We start from the raw sequence: 22,160 nt of genomic DNA, 5'->3' as shown, positions 1-22,160 counted from the left end.
AAATAACTGAACGCACCTTTTATCGATTGACAGTGAAATTATTAACAATCCCGCCATCTTTCTCCCAAGCGGCATCCACTGTTTTCTTCTTAATATTGTATTCAAATATCGTTCTTACCTTTGCTTTTCGACCGGTGTCATCCTTTAATTCCTTTGCGTTTTTAGCAACGCCTAAGAAATAAACAGAAGATCCATCCGTAGAAAATTGCGGCTGTGCGGCACTTAAAATATGCACATCCTTACTATTCTTAACGAGTGTCGTCGTTTTTCCCGTTTCTACATCAAGCATTTTTATAGTGGATACTTCTTTTTCTTTTCGCACCTTCACTTCTGTATATATCAATGTCTTTTGATCTGGTGAAAATGAAATATCATTGATCGTTTGTGAGATGCGTGCAATTTGCTTTCCCTTCGCGCCTGTCTGAAGGGTGATCTTCATGGTCGTTGGTTCAGGGTCTCTTCCCTTTTCATTCGCTTCATCGGTTTTCTTGTAATCTTCTTTTAAGGAATAATGCTGGATTGCCAGATGATTTGACGCCGGATCATAAGCAAAAGAACTTACCGTGTCATCCTTACTTTTCTCTGGATACAATACCTTCACTTTGCGTGTGTTCACATCAAACATAGCGACATAAAATTGTTCCCCGGAATCCTTATTATATCTAAGATATAACTGTTTCCCGTCTCCAGACAGCCTCATACTGTCGATGGAATCATGACTCGTAAAAAGCGTTTTTTCTTCATCTTTTTTTACATTCAGTTCTCGAATACTCACTTTTTGCGTGTCTTCATCCGTGTACGTGTAATATAAAAGCTGTTTCGTAGAATCATAAGCAATCGAAGGATAGGCGGTCAGTTTCTCTGTATGAAGCGCCCGATCATGCAGATAATACGTATTGTTTAACTGTTGATCTGTAAATGAAACGAGTAATTCGTCTTTTGCATCCTGATTTGTTTTCACTTTTCCCGCATGCTTCGCCTCTTGCCCCGGCTTCATTAAAAAGAAGATGACGGCCGCAATCACTGCGACTCCGATGACTGTGATGATCCACCATGTTGATTTTTTCATTGCCTTTCAGACCCTCTCTACAAGAAAAGAAGCCAGAAAATGAACTTTTCCCGCTTCTTTGCATGCCTATGTATTAATAAGTGTAATGCCCTTTTACGACACCTTTACTTGTTTTATACCCTAGTGCTTTGAATGCTTTTGGGCTGACATCTAATACAGCGTTTGGCATTCTACCTACATCATATTTATATACTGTAATCACTTTATGTGGTTTCGCTTTTGTTGTCACTCTTAGTTTTGTACCTTTTTTCGGTACGTCAAATCCCATTTTAGTTGCTGCATCCCAATGACCGAGTTTTTTTCCATCTGCGCCTTTTTTACCGACACCATTATACCAAGTAATATTGCCGCTTACTTTTTTTGCACTTGCTCCATGTGAGAAACTAAACGCCAAAAATAAACTAGCTACTGTTACGATTGTCGCGATAAGCTTTTTATTCATTAAAAAATCCTCCGTATTTGGTTTCTGCATTCATTATACATGAAGATGCACCCAGTTATTTTACAGACACATTACAATTCGAATACAAGTTGACCACTTTTTGACCGATTTTTTTCATAAATACTTCCAAAAGAAGCCAGAACATTGTAAGTAGACCACCATCTTTCATTTTATATAATGAAAGTGAATCAACTTTAAGGAGGAATTTTCATGAAAAAATGGTTTATTGTTTTGAGTGTAAGTTTGACCTTCGTTTTGATGCTATCAAGTATCCCCGCATCTGCAGCTAGCCCTCGTCACGGCGCGATTGTGACACAAACGGATGAGGCCAAATGGTCGGGTATCTCGGCTGATATTGTCTTGCCGAAAACAGCTACCATTAAAAATGGCTATGCGGACTGGTATCTCGGTCTCGGCTCTGCCGTTATAGAAAGTGGTATTTCAAAAACGCCTTCTGGCTATAAGGTCTTTCTAGGTAGCGGCTCACAAGGCGGCAGTCAATACTGGAACAGTAAATACGATAAGAGCATTAAAGATGGCGCACGTGTCAATTTAAAGCTCATCAATAATGGTGATGGCACAGTGTCACTATACGTCAATGGGACATTGCGCTATAAACAGCCTATTTACAAGCCTAGCCGTTTGAAAAACCTCGATGTCGTCAAAATGGTACATGGCGTACAAGATAATGGAACAAACAGCTACTCACAAGCAAGCTTCTCAAATGTACAGCTTCGTGCGAATACTTCAGGTAGTGTCTATAAAAATTGGGATGGATCCATCAAATCATCGCTTTTACGTAAGAATTTAGAGTCTGGTGCTGCGGCTCCAAAATTCACTGTCATTTCTTCTGTTCCATTAAGTACAAGCCTTTCAGCACAATAAGAAAAAAAGCGCCCGATAGAGGGTGCTTTTTATTGTTCACAGCTTATCAACACTTCTCTTTTAATCAAATCAAGGATTCGTGGTAACATAAACATACATACTGCGAGAAAAAAGGAGAACGAACGTGAAAAAAAGTCTACTTGTTTTCATGAGCCTAGTTGCAAGCCTCTTCATACTAGCAGCTTGCTCAAATACAACAAACGAACAAAAAACAGAAACGAAGGCACTTCCAACGATTAATGAACGCATTCAAAAAGAAACGAAAAAAGTCATGGAACAGTCTAAGCTTATAAAAGACACGGACATCACCGTTGATCAAAAGAAAAAAATTATTTCTTTAAACGTAACAGCTTCTTCTGATACTAATAGTGATTACGCTGAAGTCATCGGTTTAAACTTTGCCAAAACGCTTGCCATTGGAGCTTCAACTGAAAAAGAAAACAACCTGCACAAACCCGAAAATGACAGTCTTGGCGCTCTGTATTCTTTTTACGACCTAAACATCACCGTGAAACAAGAAAACGGCAAAGTGCTGGCAAAGGGAACAAAAAAAACAAATGAAACAAAGATCACTTGGGAAAGAGCCCAATAATTTAGAAAAGCTTGTAGAGGATCGCTCTACAAGCTTTTTTCAAGTTTATACAAACAAATCGTCTCTCATCGCATCGACCAGTGTGTGAATATCTGAGTGAGCCCATGATGCTAATCGTGCCAACAAATCATCTATACACTCATACAAATGACGTTCCATCAAAATATACTCCTTATAAAATGGAATGACAAAGAAATAGAGCAAATCAGCCAATTCAAGCGCAACGATATCGTTATCCTCAACTTCTAACGCCTGTCCAATACGTTGAATCAACCAATGCAAATCTGCTTTCTTTTCAATCGGAACATACATGATTTGATGAATATGATCCGTATCCTTCGTTTGTAAAATCCGCTCAGCCGCTTCCTTTGACAGCGCCCCAATTTCTGTAGAAGATATATTCACAACCGCTAATTCATCCTCTGATCTCACTTGATTCATTTGCAGCAAGTTTTGGTCCATCTCGACTCACTCCCCATTCTCAGATACTTTTATTATAAGGAATTGATCTGATTTTTTATGGAAATAGTGGATTTTTTATGTAATTTTAAAGAAAATGTGACATTATAAGCCAAGGTATCTTATATCTCTCAAAACAAAAAACACTATTGATCATAAGAATGCTTTTCTCCCTGGCTTTCAAATGTTTACAGCATGTTTGTTCATCTTTCTCTTCAAACGTATTACACATAGCAATAAAAATCCCACTCCCTATTCGGAAGTGGAATTTCACTCTTTCTTTATTTATCACGCTTTTTCGATCCAAACAATCCAAATACGACGGCCAATGCAACAATAATCGCTACCCAAGTAGTAAAGCCCATGTGATCACCGCTTTTCTTTTTAAAATCATCTCATTTCTTCATTTTAGATAAAAATTCATAAAATCACTGTCTCTTATGTAAACGATTGAGAAGCGGCGAAGGTTTCAATTCATTATTATTTCTGACTAAATGAAGACAAAACAAAAACCCCTATATTTCAAGGGGTTTTTGCGGGTGTTACATCATTCCACCCATGCATTGCCTAGTAATATGTGTTTTTATCACCTTATATAAAATGAAGTGGAAAAATCCCTAAAGAGGATTTAATACGATGGCTTTTACTTCTCTATATTCAATTATACAGCTTTCGGCATCAAAAATGGCATCGAAAAAGCCGTCCTTTTGGGCGGCCAAGTCGTGAGTAATATTATGAAGAAGTTAATCATTGAAATATACGAATTTTTATTATACCTGTTTCCGCAGGTTAAACCGTATATTCTAATTATACATCACCTTTAGACACCGAACAAACATTCTGATAAAATATTCTTGGTGATGATATGACTGATCTCGAAAGGAAAATTTATCGAATCATCTATAATATGAGCCGGTTTCGAAAGAATCCAACAATGGATGACCTTAAAAGGAAGACGGGTAAGGATGAGGCAACAATACGTAAGGCGGTTAATAACTTAGTAACTCGTGAGCACTTGACGTGGGATATGGAGAAGAAGCAGTGGAAGTTCAAATAAAAAAAAACTTCACAATTATTAGGAAGTCTTTTTTTATTCTTGGTTATTTTTTTTATTCATTTCATTTCTCCTGAGCATCTCTACTACATTCATTGTAGGTAAAATGATGGGTTGTTCGCTGCCCTTACTAGTTATGTCAGACACTAATGCTCTCAAATAAGGATATAAAATCGCAACACCATTTATTTTACAATACTCTATTTTCTGCTCATGAACCAGCTCTTCGTCTTCAGATCTAAAAATAAAATTCCCTGCAATTTTAACATTTAAATAAAAGGAATTTACTTGTAAGTCAGCATCACCAAGTTCAAGTCCCAAATATATTAAGGCCTCGTCTTCTTCCTCTGAAAATTCTAAATCAAATGAAAACCCAGGAGATAAAGAGGCTTCGTCTTCTTCAAATACAGGGTTAAGTTTGTATTGTATTTCTAAAACATTGTAATCACTAAACTGAAATATAGCTTTCATTTTTAGGCAGCTCCAATGAACATATTTTCAGGAAATGAATTGGCAGACTTAGATATATTGAAACTACTGATAGCTTCTTTATCTTTATCAACATGAATATCATTTAACAAATTCTCTTCATGATAAGAATTATTTAGAGTTGACTCGGAAAAAAGATCATCTTCTAAAAGAGAAACTCTTTTTCCGTCTTTTAGAATAAAGACACCAGGTTGAGAACTGTTAACTTTCACATTTCCTCCAAGGCGCTCTATATTTCTTATAATTCTTTCTTTGTTAAATTGGTAATTCATATTAATCACTCTTTTCTAAGAGAATTCTATTTTTGGTTTTTTCTTTTTTGGTTTTTTCATTTTTTCGTTATAGTAAACGACTCCATGTAGGGAAGTTTTTTTCTCATCAATTATTCCAGTATCCCTTACACAAATTTGCTGTCCGTGTAAAAACAAACTAACATCTTCAAGTGAGTCATTAAACTTACTATTACCCTTAAAGGTTCTCTGTATAACCTTTATTTCTTCAGGTAACTCATCACATATAGCGCATCGTAAAACGTCTTTATCAGCAGTTATTTCAAGCTTCTCATCGATACAAAACTGGAGATAACTATCTTTAAACTTTTTAAAATCTTGGAGTCCTTTTCTAGAGTCTAAGTTCAAAAAATTTTCAGATTTAACTTCTAGTTTAGTCATTAGAACTGCGCCATTTTCTTTTGCTTTGTTCATTATGGGCATTGCCCATGATTTCGCTTGTTCATAATCGTCTCTAAAGAAATAAACACCTTGACCAAGCCAATGATTATCTCGGAAACGACCCTTTTTAAAATTTCCAGTTAGGATCTTTGTTGCAATCTTATATAGAGTGCCATGAAATCCAACAATTGTAGTTTCGTATTCAATGTTTTCTACTACCATCATTAACTCCAATACATCTTTTCATTCACTAATAAAACAAAAAGATTATTTAATCTTGAATCAACAACCTACCTGTAATGAATATCGGTCAGTCTTTGGTGTAAGTTAATATTAGCTTATTATGAACATATTGGCAATGAAATAGCTTGATTTTTAAAAATAGATACGATATAATACTACATCTTGTTTTCAGAATACTTAAAAACACTACATATTGTGTCATTTTAAAAAGCATACTATATATAGTGTTGGCAAATGGTTTAATGCCTCTTACCAACTAGTGATTTCGTAAGACAATCAATTTGTTATTCATAAGGGCGGTATTTCTTCCGCCCTTCCTCTAACTCTTTTTTTAGAGCTTGTACGTTTTGTAACAAGAACAAAGCAACTGTTCCAACCTTTTTGACTGGTTTGAGCTTTCCAGAACTCACAAGAGCGCTTAAACGTTGACGTGTTACTCCAAGTATTTCACCTACTTCTGCTGTCGTTAAAACTTCTTCTTGAATAAACCTAATTTTTTCGCTTTCGTTCATGTCGCTTTTCTCTCCACATCATTATTAATCCTTTTAACAAGGTGATTACAACGGCTGCCAGTAATACAGTATTCGCAATTTTTCCAGACATACTCTGGTTTGTCGAATCAATTACAACAATACCAGCAATTAAAATCATCATCACGGCAAAATCTGCTGTGCTATAGTGTTTAAAGTATTTTTTCATATCATTGTGGACGTGGTCTTGTGTACTTGTGGTTTACTAGTACACTACAGTATACTATATAGAGAGTAAGGGGATTTCTCCCCTTTTCTCTAGTGTGTTTAGCGCTTCTTGCTTGGTCGGCGGGAGCGCTTTTTCTTTTTCTTGCTACGCTTTTCGTTTTCCTTCGTCCATATGTCGTAGATATGTTTTATGATGGTCACGATACCTGCGGTAGCAAGAATCCAATTTCTAACCTCGTCCACTTCTGCACCTCCTTTCTATACTTTAATTATATCATATCTATTTACCATCGTCAATAGATAAAGCGCATTTCCTTTTATAATTTGTATCTAACTTACCTTTTAGGAAAAGATTATAATGCATCCGAATAATTAATGTGAAAGGAAGGGATACAAATGCAACTACTAAACAAAATTTCAATTTCCGATTCACCATCAGCAATGTACGCTCTGGAAAAGCCTTTTGGAGATGGTTTTATTAAAATTTTAGGGAAAGGAGAGCTTGCAGCTAAGGGTCGAGATCATCATTTACTAATTCAATTGAATGGTAACGATTCTTTGGGCTCTTACCGCAGTTATGTATATTTGGGAGGAGATTACGTCGCTGGTGAACGGGACAACACAGGGTTTTATCTAGGTAGAAATGGGAAAAATTCAGATTCCACATTTATGTTCGATTACACTTTAGCAATTGATTCTAATACCCAAAAAATTGTTGGAAATGGTTTATCCACTTTTTCTGTGTCTCATCCCGAGGTTAGAATACTTGGCTTTCAAAGTCATGGTTACTTTGTCTCAGAGCCTCTAATAAAAAGTATTAAAGTTTTTTTTACAGGTGGAGTGGTTAACGGAAATTTTGAATTTTACTCTTTAGAGGGTAATTAATATGGAGATAAACGCCCCCCTAAAATAGAAGGGGCGTTTTATTTATTTCAATAACTTTTCGAGTTTCGTTTTGGTTTTTGGACCGTAGATGCCATCAGCAGAAAGTCCATTCATTAATTGAAATCGTTTCACTGCATCCGCTGTTTTCGGACCATAATAGCTGTCAATCCCGTTGTTTTTTGCGCCCTTATCAGGATAGAAGAAAAGAGCGGCTAGGGCTTCCTGTACGGCTTTTACTCCCGCTCCCTTCATAATAGGCTTTGTTACTTTTAAAATGCCAGAAGGCAGGTTATATGTCTTTTTAGAAGTTGATTTAGGCTTAGTTGTGCTTTTTGTTGGCGATGATTTAACTGGCGTTGTCTTGATTGGTTTTGCAGAAACTTTATTTGAAAGTAATGACACTAAGACAGGACGCTTACCCGCTTGAAGCTGTGATAAAGTCATACCGCCCATCATTTCAAGATGCGGGTAATCCTTAAAACTCTTCCAGTCTCCACCCCATGAAAAACCTAGTGATTTTCCGATTTGCGCTACTCGACGCCATTTCTCGTTAACTGTCCAAAGTGCTTTTTTTCCATCCGCACTTAATAGAACGTAATCAATTGCTAAACCATAGTTGTGATTTGATTGACCACCTTTAGCGTTGGTAACAATCTTCCCAGGAGCGGTTCGACCTTGAGCGTAAAGTTTGTTTTGTTCTGCAAACGAACGGTGGCCAGAAGTAATCTGAACAAAGATACCTTCTTTATAAGCTTGCTTGATCATTTCAATTGCGCTTTCTTTTACAACACTGTGAATGCCAGCACCCATATTTCTAATGGAACGGTCTATAAGAGTCTGCAATGCAATTTTTTCAGCCATGTTCATTCTCCTCTGATTTCATTTTTTAAAAACAAAAAAGCCGCCTAATAGCAGCTGTTTATTTTGAGAGTCCTTTTTGTTTCAGAATTTCTTTTTGTTTTTTTCCTTTTTCGGTAACATAGTTATTCTTAAACCATGCGACAATGGCTGTAACCATCGTAAAAATGGTGGAACCTGCTACATATAGTGACTCACCAGCGGTTTGTACTTGCTCTTCACTAATCGGCAACACCGTCTGACCAAACATCACAAGTGTTTGATTAATAAAAGCCATTAAAAGAAGCACTGTGCGGATCACAGTGCCTTTGTCTAAATTCTTCATATTCAATTCCCCATTTCGTTTATTTTTGAATCAGTGTATAAACTAGAGCGATACCGCCGCCAATTACACCCGTACAAATAGCGGTAATAAGCGCACCAGTAATAGTACGCTTAATCCATGTGGTGTTTTCTTCAATTTTATTAAGTTGATTGTTCAAGCTAATGATTTGCTGATCGTGCTTGTCTTGCCCTCTTTCGAGTACAGAAACACGCTGCTCCAAAGCTTTTTGACTGGTTTTTAATTCTGACATATCTTTTTGTATGATGTTCACATCGTTAACCTCCGTCATTCCTGACATCAGTAAGCCCCCCTAGTCCTATTTCAAGTTCCTCACCTCCTAAAAGAAGGTAAAATAAAAACGCCTATTCAGCGTTTGTTTGATATTCCTCTTTTGTTATTTCTTTGTATTGTTCCGGCGTGATCTTCTCAAAGCGAACAAATTTTGCTACGTCCTCATTTACATAACACTTCCATTGATAAAACAATGAAATACTACGGAACCAATCCAATTAAATTACCCCCTTTTCAGTCAGTAACATAACAAGTTCTGCTGTTGTTTTTGATTGTTCCTCTGTTCTCTTTTCTGACTCTGCCAGTTGCTGGAGCAGATCAGCATTTTGCTGTTTTAATAGTTCAATATCTGATGGCGGGCTTGGAGCAGGCTGCAAGCTATCAATATACTCTTGAGTAGCAGATTCGCTCCACTCTTCCTTTTTTTCGTTATACATTGGAAGACATAACCCATATTGTGGACGTATACTCGTAGCGTTCTTAGGTGGCTCATCATAATCACTTATTACATCTTCGCCTATATACTTAAAATTTTCGTCATATAAAAAAATATGCATGTTTGTTATCTCCCTCCTTTACCACAATGGTATAGACTCGTTAATTTCGAACCTGCTCACATACGAGTTGTCATTGGCGGACATCCCATCAAAGCGTAAAGAACCATCTTTCTCTAATGTGAATCTAGCTGCCCCATAAGAACCTACCGTTGCGCCTAAAAATACAGTTCTAGCTGACGGATTTTGAGCAAAACGGGCTATAACTGTTTCATTGGCAGGGACTCCCTCAAAAGACCCTCGTAGTAGTAATTCGTTTTGACGTATAGAAAATTTGAGAGGGTTTCCAGCAAAGTGTTTTGTTGATGTTCCTGCGACTAACGTTACTTGGTTCCATGTGCTGCTTAAATCTTTTTCGGATAACATTCGATCCCAACCTTTAAAAACACCGTCAGTATGGACCGTTCCCCACCAATGAAGGTTATCTCCACTTCTAATGATGTGGTACGTTTTACGATTATTACCATTATCAATGACGTAGATGTTAAACCAGGATGAATCGGTTTTACTCGGCATGTTGACAACGTTCGTACCCACTGCATAGTAGTAGCCAGATGGCAGCGTTAAAATGTCCGTGCCATTTGGCAACAATTGACCTTTTCCGTCTTCAGATAGCATGTTATGGTTTGAAATCCTTGACCAGCCACTCCATACATTATTATTTAAATAGTTGGTGTAGATATTATTTACATAGTCGGTTGCATATACCCATCCGAAACTTGCTTTGCCATTCGTTGTGTCGGTCATGTGGAAAAAACCTCTGAAAGAACGGTCGTTAGGTAAATCTTTTGATTTTGCTATGGCGTAAAAAGTGCCCATCCCTAGACCGCTATCAATGATTTTATCTATTATGCTATCGTTTACATCCCTAACGTAAATGCTTGGAGTCCCATTGTCGGCTGTAATTTTGGAAAGTTGTCCGTTGTTCCATTTGTTTTTTTCAGCTTCTGTTGTATGAATTTTTTTATCAGCAGCATGATTATCAAAATCAACTTTTGAAGCTTGCTTAATGTTATCGACATTACCTAACCCGACCTGTGATTTCGTGACAGCATGCGGATTGTTTTTAGCGTTAGAATGTGTTGTTATATCATTCGATAAAACCTTTAAACCTGCTGTAACTTCAGTTGTTGTTGCTGCTTCACTTTGTAACTCATTTAAAGCCTCATAGGTGCCATTCATGTACCAGTTGAACCAATCGGCAGGCGGATGGTCCAATGGTTTAAAACCCTCGGTAATTTTACTTTGTGGCGGCTTTTGTCCCGCATTTTCCCATTGTGGTATTTCTTTTGTAAAAGCCATGCTTTCCCTCCTTATTAGATTGGTAGTGGATAATCATCTTCCGGCTCAAAGATGCCGCCTAATGTGCCACCATCAGTACCATCAGATGAAAAACCGAATTGACTTGTCTCAATTTCATCAGGAATAGATGAAAAACTAAATGTTCCATTAAGATTGATATAGGCAACTCGGACACCAGCTGCTACAGTTTTTTGCACAATAGTTGAAAATTGCGTGGCAGACATTCCAACTTTATTAAGTGCTTCAAGCGGTGCCTTTTTCACAATTATTGCAGCTGGTTCATCTTCGTTATCTTCTTTCACTGTGAATATATTGATCTCGTCATATCCACAATTCAAAGTCTTGGCAAGAGCTTCTATAATGCGGTTTGTTGTTCCATCAGAAATATTTCTTGCTACTTTACCGCGAATCAGAACACGGTATATTTCGTCTGTGGCTCTACCTCTGTTTTGAGCAACGTTATCACCTATTAAATCAAGGCCGCGTCCTTTTGCGTTGTCTATATCACGCCATTTTTCAGCAGTGGTTAGTGTCTTCCTTGCTGCGGTCAGTTGTTCATCTACAATTAAAAAAAGCTTTCCGATGTTGCTCTTCTCATCTTTCTGAAAAGCATCGGTCAGCTTGCTGATTAAGTCCTTAATCATACATGTACCACCTCGATTTCCGAGAAGAGAACTTGCGCCACTTGTTTAGGCTCAATCTCTATGTTCGATTGTCCGAGAGTATCATGAGTTTTCCCAATCTTAATCACAACATCGTCAACACCTGCCACTTGATACACAGCATTATACAGTTGAGACAAAATAACATCGTCACCCATTTGAGATCCCGTAAATGAAGACCCCGATTTGTCAACGCCACCAATTTTATATACAACATTATTCTTAATCAGATCATCCCCATCAATGGGGAATGATGCATTAGTCTTTAATTCAAGGCGGACATAGATTTTCACTTCTTGAGCGAAATCAAAATTAACTGTATGATCAATGCCGCTTAAATCAGTAATGACAACAGATTGATTACCTACTGTTTCTATGCCTGCCGCTACACTATTAAAAAGTGAATCAGCTACATCTTCTTTGATCCCACCAAGTACATAAGCATGAATACTTTTAGGTGGATTACCGTCAGCATCTACTTCCATTGTGTTATTCATAACAACGTTCGCTGACCTTACTCCAGTTGTTTTTATAAGTGCCGCAATGATCCCGCTGTGTGTAGATGCTGAACTGCCTTCTACTGATCTTTTAATTCGTGCACGATACTCCGAATCTATTTCAATATCAGAACCGCCAGCGGCCGCTTCAGGATTGGTCACAGACATGATATTTTCCGTTGGTTCTGCTTGTACAGTGATCGTATCAGCTGCCACATTGTTCATTGCGCCCTTATCGACTGATATGACATCGACTAAAGCCTTTCCATTGGTATCAATCGTTGCTTCTTCAAGTACCTCAAAATAAATATCTGATTCCGTTGCAAACTGGGTTTCTTCTTCAATGATGTGACCGGGTTCACCAGTAATTTCGAGAGTGGCGTATGATTCGCTTGCCGGCTCTCTTGTGATCCCGTTGTTATTGCCTAATCTATCAAGCTGCACCCCCTCAGACTTACTAACAAAGCCGCTGTTGTATACTCTTTCAGCGATGTCCCAAACACCTGCAATAAACCAAGCTATAATTCTGAAAATGATCCCCAGAGGCGTCCGGCTTGATGTATTAACATCCTCTCCGAACTGTTCCTTCGCCTTATCTTCCATCTCATCTAAGATGTCCGAATACGTCTTTCGCTGGAAGCCGTTTTCATTCAACAACGTCAACACCTCCTAACACCAATTCTTGGCCGTCTTCTTCTTTTATCAATTTCAGTTTGATACGACTGGAGCGTGCTTTTCGATTAAACTGAAATTCTATGTCTTCTACTGTGGCAATGCGTTCTTCTTGTGAAATGGCTTCGATAATGTCATATTGAGCTTCTTCCTCATCAAGATTTTTACCGAGAAGATTTTCACGATCGACTCCTAAAAACTCATCTAGTTCAAACTCTCCTAAACTTGTTTTCAAGATCATTTCTACAGATTGTGCAAGCTCTTCATCGCCTTCAATCATTTCTAGTTCTTCATCTTTGAAAACGAGATCACCATTTACCAGTTTTAAAGTCTTCATCCTTCAAACACTCCTATCACTACAGCATCCGTTATATCATGTGTACGGGTACTATCAGGATCAAAAGGTTTGTTTGTTAAATTATCAAGCGCCCGATCTGCAAAAGATAGAAATACCATCGCTCCAACCTTTATGTCTGGCTCGACATGCTTTAAAACAAGGGCGTCTTGTATCAATGGTTGTTCATATAAAGTGGCGTCGTCAGCGGTCATAAAGAGCGGTTTTACATCTGCCGTATGACTGGCAGCATCGTAAGAAACGACCCTACCAGGAGCGCAAACATGAATAGAATGCTTGATGCCTTTTATAAGATTATCGAAAAAATTCGTATCTGCCGCCATTAGATCACATCCGCTTCTGTGTAAAAATCGTTCCCATCAAACACATGCTTACCCTTTTTAACACGATACTTTCCGTTGGCTGTTTTGCTCTTAATGATAATAATTGAAGCGGTGGTTATGCGATGCTGCAATAAGCATTTAACCGAGTACCCTTTCAACTTTTCATCCTCAAACGCTTCAGGAGAGTCAAGCAAACCTGTTGATTCTTTCAATTCAAACCGCTCATCGTCACCCTCTGTGATTGATCGAATAACAAGGCGACCGCGCCTGTAATACAAAGAAGCACCACAATCATGCACAACTTCTTCTAGCTTTTTTTCTAATGACCCAGTGACGGTGTAGCCCTTTTTGTATACCTTATTTCTAGGCAAAGACAGCTTCGCAAGTTTTATATCAAGAATGCGGATTAAACGCTTTATAATCGTGCGGGCTGTTGTTCCTTTTTTGAATGTGATTTTCATGGATTGTTTTCTGTATTTCGCCTCACGAACTGTTTTGTATTTAATCGTTCGTGTGCTTTTGCGGACAGATGTCTTACCCGATTTCAATTTGACCACTTTTTTTGTTTCAACCTTCAATGGTTTCTTCAGCTTGTACCGCTTGTTGGCATAATATTTCACAGGAGCATCAGCGGTATTTTGATCCACTTTAATATGAGAGTAATCGTCGCCTTCTTTCATATAAATTGAAGTGATTTTATCGACCCCTGCGCGCTTCGTCAGTACCTTCGTAACCTTTCCGATGGCTAATACCCCAAAGTCGCTTTTATATCCCGCCTGAACGGTCATAGTAGCGCCTTTTTTGATCTTGTTAATCGTGCTGCTACTTAGGTTGAAAATCTCGACCTTTGTTTCATTTGGCTTGGCGTCATCATCAAAGGGAACTTCAAAGCGAACTTCTAAGTCTTTATAATCAAAGGTCCCTTTATAAGAACCGCTATCAATCGTCACTTTAACAATACGACCGAATAACAATTTGTTATTATTCGTCGCCATCTTCTTCACCTTCCTCGCCAACATCGTCAATATACAGAAACACAGTTTTCATGAAGTTTTCTGATGAAAGCCGAGTTTCTGTATTTGATTCGTCTAACGGTACTAACGAAGGAGCTGGCAAACGATCATCTATAATGTCATCCCACAATGGCACATTTAAAATCATTTTTTCACCTAGTACAATTGGATCCATATCCATGTCATAAAGGTCGATAGAATAGCTGTCATCCGTCTCGTTATAATTGATTTGAAAAACAAAAGTGCTATCAGCTAAGTCGATCTCAAACTGCTGCGGAATGTCTTCTATATCAATTGGAATATAGTCTCTCGTTGCCATTTTGCTCCCCCTACTTCACCCGTAATTTGACCCCTATAGGAATGCGGCGGTCAGGGTACTTATTCCATCGTCTCAGCTGTGATAGGCTCGTACCGTACCACATTCTCATGTGGCTGTATGTTTCGCCTTTCTTCACTTTGTGATAGACAGCTTTGCTTTTCTTCGTATTTGATTTCTTCTTTTTCCCTGCTGCTTTCACTTTCTTTTTTACAAAAGGGCTTTTTGCAATACGGATTTCTTGTAACTCAACTGAGATTGCAAAGCCGTTTTTATACTCTCCAATATCACGGGATAGATTGGTAATGACTACGTTTTTCGCTACTTTTCTTCCTGTGTAGTTAAGCAGTTTGCCCGCATACATCTGTTTTTTTAAATAGGCAAAGTCTTTATTGGGATTTTTACCAAGTAAAAAACCCGAAATTGAGGTGATTTCGGGTTTTCGTTGTACATGATCAGTTATAGGAATGCCTTTTTCCACAGGGTATGATGTCACTTCTACTTCTGGATTATCTGACTCTTTTTCGTTAACGATTTTGATTTTCCCTAGCTTCGCCATCTCATCAATACTCCCCCTCTGGTCCATACATTGGACTCAGTTTTTCCCACGTTTCTTTAAGGGCTTCTTGCACAGCTTGCTTAATGCTGCTCTCGCTGCCTGTTGAAGTACCGCCAGAAACTTGGACATAAACTGTCGGTGAAAAACTATTGCTGTTTGAAGAATTAGAATATGTTGTCGAACTAGATGAAGGTGTATAGGCTGTGTCACTTAACATGCTGTTTGTTCTACGGTTATTGTAAATTGTTGACCCGCCAGACAAACGCATAAGCTCTGGTCCTTGCTCACCAACCATTGCCCATTGGTCACCAATGATACGACCACCTGTTGCATATCCCTTATATGGACCACCGCGCGCCATTGATTTTAAGCCCGGATGATTATAGATCCCACCGTATCTTCTATTAAGATAGTTAATCGCCGCTATAATTTGATGAACTGGGTTTTTGATATTGCCGTAACCCGGTTCTTTGTAAGCTGCAAATGTTGAGGGGATAAACTGCATAAGCCCTTGTGACGGATGCCCCGCTTTAGCGTTGCTATCCCAATTGTTTACTACATTGGGCTTTCCACCTGACTCTTTCATGGCGATCGTTTGTAATGCGCCAGCGTAACTAGGACTGATTCCTTTTATTGAAATGGCTTGAGCAACCCATTTTTTTACGGCAGCAGATCCACCGCCGCCAAACATACCGCCAAAGCTTTCAATCTTTTTCTTTCCCCATTCTAGCGCTCCGTTTTTCACCTTATTAAAAAGTCCTGTAGCTATATTTCCAAGACCTCCTGGCATTGATGGTGTTTTCACTCCAAACATTTCAAATGCCTTTTTCATAAGCTTTACTGGATCCGAAATATAATCCCACACATCAAAAGCTTTCCCAGCAATATTTTTCGCACCATTTAGAACCTTTCCACCTATATTTTTAGCGTTCTCAACCCACCCAGAACCTTTCTTATTTCCACCTGTACCACCACCATACATAGGTACATTAGAAAGTGTTTCTACTGTCTGCCTATGAGATAACACTTGAGTTCCTTTAGGGAGATGCATTAATGTATCGGTGCCAGGAGAAAGCCCCAGATGTCCAGATGGCGTCCTAAATAATTCAGGTCCCCCACCATCGCCAAGTATAGCCGGTCCCCCCGGATGCCCATTTGTACCATTCGCATATTTAGGTGGATTCCATTTGGGAATTTTAGTTTCTTTTATACCGATTTTACTCATAACTTCGTTTATTCCATCTATAACGCCATTTACTACTGAAGCAAGCATACCAGCCAATTGATTCCCTAGGCTTTTCACACCATCAACAGCTTTTGAAGCCATAGCTTTTATTCCATCACCGATTCTTCCAGGCAATGCTTTGGCCCCAGCAACCATATCATTAAATCGTTTCTTTACTGCATCCCACAAAGCACTTACAAGCCTACTGACATTACTTTTAACATAACTCCACCCTTTTATAATCAGACGTCCCATGTTTACTACAACATTTGACGCATTAGTTGCTCCATTAACAAAGAAATTTTTCACACTCGTCCACATTCCTGATACGAGTGCTCTTACACCGTTAGCCAACCCCATGATCCCTTTTACAATTCGACCAATAAATAAAAGCTGTAGTCCGTTCCAAATAAAAGATATTGCTCCGAAAAACAGTTGTTTTACACCATCCCACATTTTGCTGAAATCACCTGTAAATAATCCTGTGAAGATTTTAACAGCACCCATGATGATATTCAGAGCGCCAGTGATAACACCCTTGATATTTCCCCATACCGTTTTTACGATATAGCCAATCACAGGCATTAAAAACACAAATACCTTTTGCAACACGCTAAAAACATTTTGTAATGCTTTCACTATCTGTGATCCGTTTTCTTTCCAAAATCCAGCTACCTGTTTACCTATTGAGGACAAGAATTTGAACACACCGCCCAAGGCTTGCCCTATGTAAGGAGCTATGAACTGCACAGCCGACATTATTCCACTGAAAATCGTATTAAACACAGGCAACATATTTTTCATTGTTGAGATAAAGCTATTTATAAATGACTGCACATATGGTGTTATGGTAGCAAAAATGCCCTTAAACTGACCGAACACATCTTTAATTTGATTTACAACGCCTACGATTTTTGTAACAGCCGATGGTGGAAATATTTTCCCAAGCATTCCAAAGCGATCATCTACATTGGTACTTGTGAACAAATTGAATACCCCAATTATTGCTTTTCGTGCTGTTTCAGCTGGACCTGATATATTTTTCAATATAGAACCGATCGTATTGAAAGTTGGTTGCATTAATTTGCCAATGCCGAAAATTGCATCAGGCAATTTACTAAACTGAGTAGAAAACCATCCCATTGCAGCTTGAATATGAGGCTTTGCAGGCTCCATGATTTTTGCCATTGTCGAACTAATAGACGATTTCATGCTATCAACAGACCCGACCCACGTATCTTTTGAATCTTTCATGATACCGGCCATCGCTGCTGTTTCGCCAGCTGCCCCTTTGGTTCCTTTCTGCATTCCTTTTACAAGTGCGGAAATTGCTTCCTCACTTTCAAAAGCGCCTTTAGAAATGACTTTTTTCAGGTCCGTCACATCTTGACCTGTTTCATTTGCCAGTATCTTAAGCGCAGGAATACCAGCATCCATGAGCCTGTTCATCTCTTCCATAGACAAAGTACCTGATACCTGCATGGCTCCAAAGGCGTCACTGATCTGTCTAAATCCTTCGGCACCTTTACCACTTGCAGCAGCGGCGTCTCCAACCGCTTGCATAGTAGGTATTACATTCTTAACATCCATACCAAAAGCGATAAGATTTCTACCACTATTTGCGATGTCTGTAAATGCATATGGTGTTGTTTTAGCAAAGGTCAGCATGTCATCTAGGAAACTTTGTGCCTTCTTCGCATCGCCCATCAAAACAGATAAGGAGGTTTTAGCCTGCTCAATAGCAGATAAACGCCCCATACCTGTTGCGGCTAAAGCTCCACCTGATAAAAGCCCTAACGCACCTGCATAGCCTTGTACAGCCGTTTTAGCTTCTCGGAATGGTGCTGTTATACCTGATCTAACACTATTGGCAACACTTCGCGACATTGAACTAACCGAAGATGGGATTCGTCCGAAAACTCCGCCTAACCTCGATGCGCTTTGTGTCATCTGTTGAAACTGTCCACCCACTTGTCCGCCCATACGGTTCACTTGCTGGGTAAGTGCTCCTGCATTGCTTGTGCTGTCTTCTAATCTTGTCCGCATTGCAGACAGTTGACTATTAGCCACACGGATTGTTCTAGCGCTTGTGTCAGTGGATCTTGTGAAACGCATTATACTGCGGCTTGCTGTGTTGATATTGGTATTTGTTGAGCTGACACTTTGACCCGCTGTTCTCATTCCGCGGGAAAGGTTTACCACTTGTCCATTTGCCAGCCTAAGTTGTCTAGTAGCTCCTGCCGCAATCTGACTAGTATTGTTAAGCCCATTACTCATTGCTTGTATTGGTCTATTTGCTCCCTGAATACTACTTAGCATGCTATTTACTTGAGTATTCATTTGTTGCAACGGTTTAGAGTTAGCAATGAGTTTCAGTTCAATCGCGGTGGTCCGCAAAGGTTGAGACATCTATTTACCTCCTTTCTGATTTGCTTTGTTCTTCGCTTCTATCATGAGATCAAGGGCGGCATTAGCTTCGGCGATCTCGTCAGGTGTCATATATCTAGCAACATCAAAACTGATCACTCTCTCCATCACTAACCGCCACATGTCCCATTCATTCTTTGCTTTGTTCTTGTAATACAGCCTGTCCTTCGTCTTCCGCTGTAAGAAACGTGTCACATTCGTTCATGACCTCCTGCAAGGCCTTTAAACCTTGCTCATCCCAATGTGACCAATCTACTTTAGGGTTATGAATTACATGTTTCATGTAACCGTCATATAAGGCGTCTAAATTAATAGAACCATCACCAGCAGCTACAGATGATTGCAATTGAACTACCTTTCTTACTCCTGGGTGAACAAGTGTATACTTGACGCCTTTTACTGTTACTTCTTTTGATTCGCCTAATTTAGCCATTGGTTTTCTCTCCTTTAGTGGTTTATTCATATAATTAAAAGCAGCCTTTTCAGACTGCTTTCGTGTGTTCGTTTTCTTTTTTTGAGCCATCTTATTTCACTGTGTAATCAAAGACTTGAATTTCAAACTCTCTATCTCCGACTTCATCTGAATACTCTGCATCAGCATTCTTTTTAACAGCAGCTTTGGTCCCACCGAATGTTTCTTTTATCTCACCATTATTTTTAATCCAGATCGGAAATTGTTTGCCGTTATTTGCGTACTGGTTTAGTAATGCAACGAATGGTGAACCTTGTGACAATGTTAATGTGATAGTGCCAAGTCGATTGTTGGTAATAGCCATACTAGCTTCACCTTTAGCACTCATTTTCGTTTGGAAGTTATCTTCATCCTTAGATGCGGAAACCATAGTGCCTTCTGAAAATCCTGTTACAATTTTACCGGCCACCGTTATGGTGACGTCCATCGGATTATATGTGTATGCCATTGATTAAGCCCCCTTTAAATAATGATTTCCCCTGTGATTTCTGCTGTGTGAACCGCTCCGGCAAGCTCAAATGTAAACGACAATCCGTCATACACACGGTTTTTGCGGTTTTCGTCTGTCATCTCACTTCTTCCTTTAGACTGAACAGAATAGACAGCCTGTCCGTCCTCGTCAGGTGCAATGATGCCGTTTGTGAATGCTGTTTCTAAAACATTAATAATCTGTGATTCTAATAAAGCGAACCCTTCATTTGTATACGGAATTTTATCCGTGGTGCTGAGAGCGGTTTGAATTGACGTCTCGATGTTGAGTTTGACCCAATCTTTACCGTGCAGGACGTCAATAAATTCACCTGAAGCTGTAACGCCTTCACTTGTTTGATTACGGCCAGCTTTAGTTACAAATGCAATGGCACCCGCCTTGTGGATGGTTTCCAACGTATCAACTTTGTAGTCTTGCGGTGTGACACCAACAAGATTTTTAAACTTCCATGTAACAGACCCGACAGGCTTGTTTGCAATTGCTCCGATAAGTGCGGCATCCGGTTCCTCATCAACAAGCGGATGATGGAATACAATGGTCCGATCTTTTCCTGTGTATTGCTCCAATTCTTCGAATGACGCCACTTTCAGCACTACAAACTTGTAAGATTTTTCTTCAAAGAATTTAGACGCCTCAAGACGATCCTCTGCGTTAACAGCAGCCAGCAATACAAAATGAAAGTCTTTGTCAAAATACTCTTCTAATGCGTTTCTAACGCTGAAAACCTGTTTAGGGTGTGTATCTCCTGTTTCGAATTCATGTCCAAATGAAGCCACAGCGACCTTATTTGGTGCGTTGTCACCTTGTGCAAAGATAGCCGCCGCCTTCTTGTAAGTAGCTGTGCTTTCACCATAGTTCTGTTTTAAGGACTCTAGTGACCCATACTCTCGATAAACACTTTCCGTAGCACTTGTGTTTTTAACCAAGATAAGCGGAATGCCAAGACCTACAAGCGTTGTGGGCTTTAAAATATCAATTTTGACTTTTACGTCTGATAAAGGCATGAAATTACCCTCCTATATTCTCGTTATTTATGGTGACGGAATCAAAATACTCTGACTCTGCCCCGTTATGTGTTACTCGTATTCTGAACCGTGCATCAAAGCCATGACGACGCTCATTTTCAATTGATAGAAATGTATCTCTGTTACCTGTTCCCTCTGCTCGAATAAACGCGATTCCCTTATCATAAAGAACTTGCTTCGCCTTCATTGTTCTCAAAAGCGTAGCAGTCTGTTGTGTTAAAGAAATCACTTCAATAGCATCATCGGAAATCCAAGTGAACGAAAAGAAAATATCTACATCCTCAGTGATTGCATCTCCCTCAATAATTCCCCGGTGCTGGGGAAGATATGGGGAAGTAACGGTATATGTGCAAAAAGGATAAGCAGGCTGCTTTCCTGTTCCATTTTCCATAATCACTTTGTGACCGATACTATCTCTGATGACACCAATCACCGTGCTTATAATGGACTCGTAATCAATCAAAGCTGCTCACCGCCTTTAAGATGTAACTATTGAAATCTGCGTAATCCTCGAAAGGATTCATAGATTCAACATGGTATGAGCTTTCCTTGTAAATTACTTTAGATTTTAAAGGGATCTCCACAGATTTGCTAATATACAACTGGCGGTCAAATGTCGTTAATCGGCCACCTGATTGATAGATTAATTGACTAGGTAGAACAACAAGCGCCCCTTTTTGCGTGGTGGTTATGGATTCACTGTCTTGCCAGCGCCCTAGATCATCATAATCTCCAGCACTCTGCACAATAAGATCAAAAGTCACGCTATATTTGTCTATGAGTTTGATGAAATTGAATTGGCTCATCACTGCACCTCATAATCAATGGAACCAATCAGCTCGCCTGTATCAACAAGTGGATTTGATGACCCCTTTTGTTGAGTGGTAAACGGCTGGTTTGCTGGCGACTTCAGATCACGGGCATATTTTTGTATTTTGCCCTTTGTCTCAAGACCGATAGAGTTCATGACGTTTCGAGTACTAATACCTTTTTGAACTGCTTCAAGCAAAAATCTGTCCAGCTTCCGAAGGATTTCACGCTCGTTTTCATCCCAGCCTGATCTAATAAAAGACCGTTCGGGAATCACAACGTGAGTGGTATCTTTTCGCAAATGCAGACCTTGAGAATGAAGATATGCACGCATCTTTGGCGTCACTGTGATGCGTGTACCAAATTCATGCACAGCAGCAATCATGGCTTCTTTTCCTGTTCCAAGAACGCCAACCCTTGCTTTTCTCTCTCCACTACCAAGTGCCTTGACGACTTTTGGAATACGATTTTTATCTTTGATCTTTATTCGTCCCATA

The 22,160-nt window shown here is 39.2% G+C and carries 33 protein-coding genes; 4 read left to right on the top strand and 29 right to left on the bottom strand.

Going from position 1 to position 22,160, the window contains the following annotated elements; translation table 11 throughout:
* Positions 1–19 precede the first annotated feature (19 nt).
* Positions 20–1,069: a hypothetical protein gene (locus NKR21_RS03295; protein WP_144456785.1), complete on the bottom strand. Its 1,050-nt coding sequence runs from the start codon at positions 1,067–1,069 to the stop codon at positions 20–22.
* A gap of 73 nt (positions 1,070–1,142) precedes the next feature.
* A complete protein-coding gene (locus tag NKR21_RS03290; RefSeq protein WP_003213878.1) occupies positions 1,143–1,511 on the bottom strand; it encodes an RlpA-like double-psi beta-barrel domain-containing protein in 369 nt (122 codons plus the stop codon).
* Positions 1,512–1,721: 210 nt separating this feature from the next.
* Here NKR21_RS03290 and NKR21_RS03285 point away from each other — a divergent pair, with 210 nt between their 5' ends.
* A complete protein-coding gene (locus NKR21_RS03285) occupies positions 1,722–2,396 on the top strand; it encodes a hypothetical protein (RefSeq protein WP_088004270.1) in 675 nt (224 codons plus the stop codon).
* Positions 2,397–2,520: 124 nt separating this feature from the next.
* Positions 2,521–2,988, top strand: a complete 468-nt coding sequence (locus NKR21_RS03280) for a hypothetical protein (RefSeq protein WP_144456787.1) — start codon at positions 2,521–2,523, stop codon at positions 2,986–2,988.
* A 45-nt stretch (positions 2,989–3,033) separates the two neighbouring features.
* Here the strand turns inward: NKR21_RS03280 and NKR21_RS03275 are convergent, their stop codons facing one another.
* Positions 3,034–3,450, bottom strand: coding sequence for a hypothetical protein (locus NKR21_RS03275; RefSeq protein ID WP_041815222.1), 417 nt, complete (start codon positions 3,448–3,450; stop codon positions 3,034–3,036).
* A gap of 862 nt (positions 3,451–4,312) precedes the next feature.
* On the opposite strand from NKR21_RS03275, the gene NKR21_RS03270 reads away from it, so the two are divergent.
* On the top strand, positions 4,313–4,504 hold the full coding sequence (locus NKR21_RS03270; protein ID WP_253602458.1) for a helix-turn-helix domain-containing protein: 192 nt from the start codon (positions 4,313–4,315) through the stop codon (positions 4,502–4,504).
* 33 nt (positions 4,505–4,537) lie between these two features.
* Here the strand turns inward: NKR21_RS03270 and NKR21_RS03265 are convergent, their stop codons facing one another.
* From NKR21_RS03265 to NKR21_RS03245, 5 genes are all read right to left on the bottom strand, one after another.
* Positions 4,538–4,972: a protein-export chaperone SecB gene (locus tag NKR21_RS03265; protein WP_253602457.1), complete on the bottom strand. Its 435-nt coding sequence runs from the start codon at positions 4,970–4,972 to the stop codon at positions 4,538–4,540.
* A 2-nt stretch (positions 4,973–4,974) separates the two neighbouring features.
* Entirely contained in the window at positions 4,975–5,262 is a 288-nt protein-coding gene (locus NKR21_RS03260) for a hypothetical protein (RefSeq protein WP_041116009.1), read from the bottom strand.
* A gap of 15 nt (positions 5,263–5,277) precedes the next feature.
* Positions 5,278–5,883, bottom strand: a complete 606-nt coding sequence (locus tag NKR21_RS03255; RefSeq protein ID WP_041116007.1) for a hypothetical protein — start codon at positions 5,881–5,883, stop codon at positions 5,278–5,280.
* 305 nt (positions 5,884–6,188) lie between these two features.
* On the bottom strand, positions 6,189–6,416 hold the full coding sequence (locus NKR21_RS03250) for a helix-turn-helix domain-containing protein (protein ID WP_253602456.1): 228 nt from the start codon (positions 6,414–6,416) through the stop codon (positions 6,189–6,191).
* 285 nt (positions 6,417–6,701) lie between these two features.
* Complete coding sequence (locus NKR21_RS03245; RefSeq protein ID WP_253602455.1) at positions 6,702–6,845, bottom strand: hypothetical protein; 144 nt, start codon at positions 6,843–6,845, stop codon at positions 6,702–6,704.
* 153 nt (positions 6,846–6,998) lie between these two features.
* On the opposite strand from NKR21_RS03245, the gene NKR21_RS03240 reads away from it, so the two are divergent.
* Complete coding sequence (locus NKR21_RS03240) at positions 6,999–7,487, top strand: hypothetical protein (RefSeq protein WP_253602454.1); 489 nt, start codon at positions 6,999–7,001, stop codon at positions 7,485–7,487.
* A 42-nt stretch (positions 7,488–7,529) separates the two neighbouring features.
* Here NKR21_RS03240 and NKR21_RS03235 read toward each other — a convergent pair whose 3' ends face one another.
* The 21 genes from NKR21_RS03235 to NKR21_RS03140 form a co-directional block, all read right to left on the bottom strand.
* Positions 7,530–8,348: a M15 family metallopeptidase gene (locus NKR21_RS03235; RefSeq protein WP_253602453.1), complete on the bottom strand. Its 819-nt coding sequence runs from the start codon at positions 8,346–8,348 to the stop codon at positions 7,530–7,532.
* Between the two features lie 58 nt (positions 8,349–8,406).
* A complete protein-coding gene (locus NKR21_RS03230; protein WP_253602452.1) occupies positions 8,407–8,670 on the bottom strand; it encodes a phage holin in 264 nt (87 codons plus the stop codon).
* A gap of 19 nt (positions 8,671–8,689) precedes the next feature.
* Positions 8,690–8,968 (bottom strand): hemolysin XhlA family protein, encoded by a 279-nt coding sequence (locus tag NKR21_RS03225; RefSeq protein ID WP_144468463.1) that lies wholly within the window; start codon positions 8,966–8,968, stop codon positions 8,690–8,692.
* Positions 8,969–9,032: 64 nt separating this feature from the next.
* A complete protein-coding gene (locus NKR21_RS03220) occupies positions 9,033–9,179 on the bottom strand; it encodes an XkdX family protein (protein WP_076839206.1) in 147 nt (48 codons plus the stop codon).
* A complete protein-coding gene (locus NKR21_RS03215; RefSeq protein ID WP_144468462.1) occupies positions 9,180–9,518 on the bottom strand; it encodes a hypothetical protein in 339 nt (112 codons plus the stop codon).
* 18 nt (positions 9,519–9,536) lie between these two features.
* Positions 9,537–10,817, bottom strand: coding sequence for a hypothetical protein (locus tag NKR21_RS03210; protein WP_253602451.1), 1,281 nt, complete (start codon positions 10,815–10,817; stop codon positions 9,537–9,539).
* Positions 10,818–10,831: 14 nt separating this feature from the next.
* Positions 10,832–11,461, bottom strand: coding sequence for a DUF2612 domain-containing protein (locus NKR21_RS03205; RefSeq protein WP_253602450.1), 630 nt, complete (start codon positions 11,459–11,461; stop codon positions 10,832–10,834).
* Entirely contained in the window at positions 11,458–12,642 is a 1,185-nt protein-coding gene (locus tag NKR21_RS03200) for a baseplate J/gp47 family protein (RefSeq protein WP_253602449.1), read from the bottom strand. Before NKR21_RS03200 ends, NKR21_RS03205 begins: the two co-directional genes overlap by 4 nt.
* Positions 12,623–12,985, bottom strand: a complete 363-nt coding sequence (locus tag NKR21_RS03195; RefSeq protein ID WP_253602448.1) for a DUF2634 domain-containing protein — start codon at positions 12,983–12,985, stop codon at positions 12,623–12,625. The genes NKR21_RS03200 and NKR21_RS03195 overlap by 20 nt, the downstream gene beginning before the upstream one ends.
* The gene (locus NKR21_RS03190; RefSeq protein ID WP_253602447.1) at positions 12,982–13,326 is read right to left on the bottom strand and encodes a Gp138 family membrane-puncturing spike protein; all 345 of its coding nucleotides are present in this window, start codon (positions 13,324–13,326) and stop codon (positions 12,982–12,984) included. Before NKR21_RS03190 ends, NKR21_RS03195 begins: the two co-directional genes overlap by 4 nt.
* The gene (locus NKR21_RS03185; protein ID WP_253602446.1) at positions 13,326–14,321 is read right to left on the bottom strand and encodes a phage protein; all 996 of its coding nucleotides are present in this window, start codon (positions 14,319–14,321) and stop codon (positions 13,326–13,328) included. Before NKR21_RS03185 ends, NKR21_RS03190 begins: the two co-directional genes overlap by 1 nt.
* A complete protein-coding gene (locus tag NKR21_RS03180) occupies positions 14,308–14,658 on the bottom strand; it encodes a phage baseplate plug family protein (RefSeq protein ID WP_113768177.1) in 351 nt (116 codons plus the stop codon). Before NKR21_RS03180 ends, NKR21_RS03185 begins: the two co-directional genes overlap by 14 nt.
* Positions 14,659–14,668: 10 nt before the next feature.
* On the bottom strand, positions 14,669–15,214 hold the full coding sequence (locus tag NKR21_RS03175) for a LysM peptidoglycan-binding domain-containing protein (RefSeq protein ID WP_253602445.1): 546 nt from the start codon (positions 15,212–15,214) through the stop codon (positions 14,669–14,671).
* Positions 15,215–15,218: 4 nt separating this feature from the next.
* Positions 15,219–18,848: a tape measure protein gene (locus NKR21_RS03170; protein ID WP_253602444.1), complete on the bottom strand. Its 3,630-nt coding sequence runs from the start codon at positions 18,846–18,848 to the stop codon at positions 15,219–15,221.
* The gene (locus NKR21_RS21135) at positions 18,849–18,974 is read right to left on the bottom strand and encodes a hypothetical protein (protein ID WP_008348699.1); all 126 of its coding nucleotides are present in this window, start codon (positions 18,972–18,974) and stop codon (positions 18,849–18,851) included.
* A gap of 22 nt (positions 18,975–18,996) precedes the next feature.
* Positions 18,997–19,299 carry a hypothetical protein gene (locus NKR21_RS03165; RefSeq protein WP_144472014.1) on the bottom strand — a complete coding sequence of 101 codons (303 nt, stop codon included), beginning with the start codon at positions 19,297–19,299 and terminating at the stop codon, positions 18,997–18,999.
* Positions 19,300–19,390: 91 nt separating this feature from the next.
* Complete coding sequence (locus NKR21_RS03160) at positions 19,391–19,786, bottom strand: phage structural protein (protein ID WP_071167989.1); 396 nt, start codon at positions 19,784–19,786, stop codon at positions 19,391–19,393.
* 14 nt (positions 19,787–19,800) lie between these two features.
* Positions 19,801–20,832, bottom strand: coding sequence for a DUF3383 family protein (locus NKR21_RS03155; RefSeq protein ID WP_253602443.1), 1,032 nt, complete (start codon positions 20,830–20,832; stop codon positions 19,801–19,803).
* A gap of 4 nt (positions 20,833–20,836) precedes the next feature.
* On the bottom strand, positions 20,837–21,316 hold the full coding sequence (locus NKR21_RS03150) for a phage neck terminator protein (protein ID WP_144472009.1): 480 nt from the start codon (positions 21,314–21,316) through the stop codon (positions 20,837–20,839).
* Positions 21,309–21,659, bottom strand: a complete 351-nt coding sequence (locus NKR21_RS03145; RefSeq protein WP_253602442.1) for a hypothetical protein — start codon at positions 21,657–21,659, stop codon at positions 21,309–21,311. Before NKR21_RS03145 ends, NKR21_RS03150 begins: the two co-directional genes overlap by 8 nt.
* Entirely contained in the window at positions 21,659–22,159 is a 501-nt protein-coding gene (locus tag NKR21_RS03140; RefSeq protein ID WP_253602441.1) for a hypothetical protein, read from the bottom strand. Before NKR21_RS03140 ends, NKR21_RS03145 begins: the two co-directional genes overlap by 1 nt.
* Position 22,160: the final 1 nt, after the last annotated feature.

Origin of the sequence: Bacillus sp. 1735sda2 (genome assembly GCF_024159245.1) — a bacterium.
Classification (GTDB): domain Bacteria; phylum Bacillota; class Bacilli; order Bacillales; family Bacillaceae; genus Bacillus; species Bacillus pumilus_O.
The sequence above is the reverse complement of the archived record's forward strand: the minus strand, read 5'-3'. Positions and strand labels throughout refer to the sequence as shown.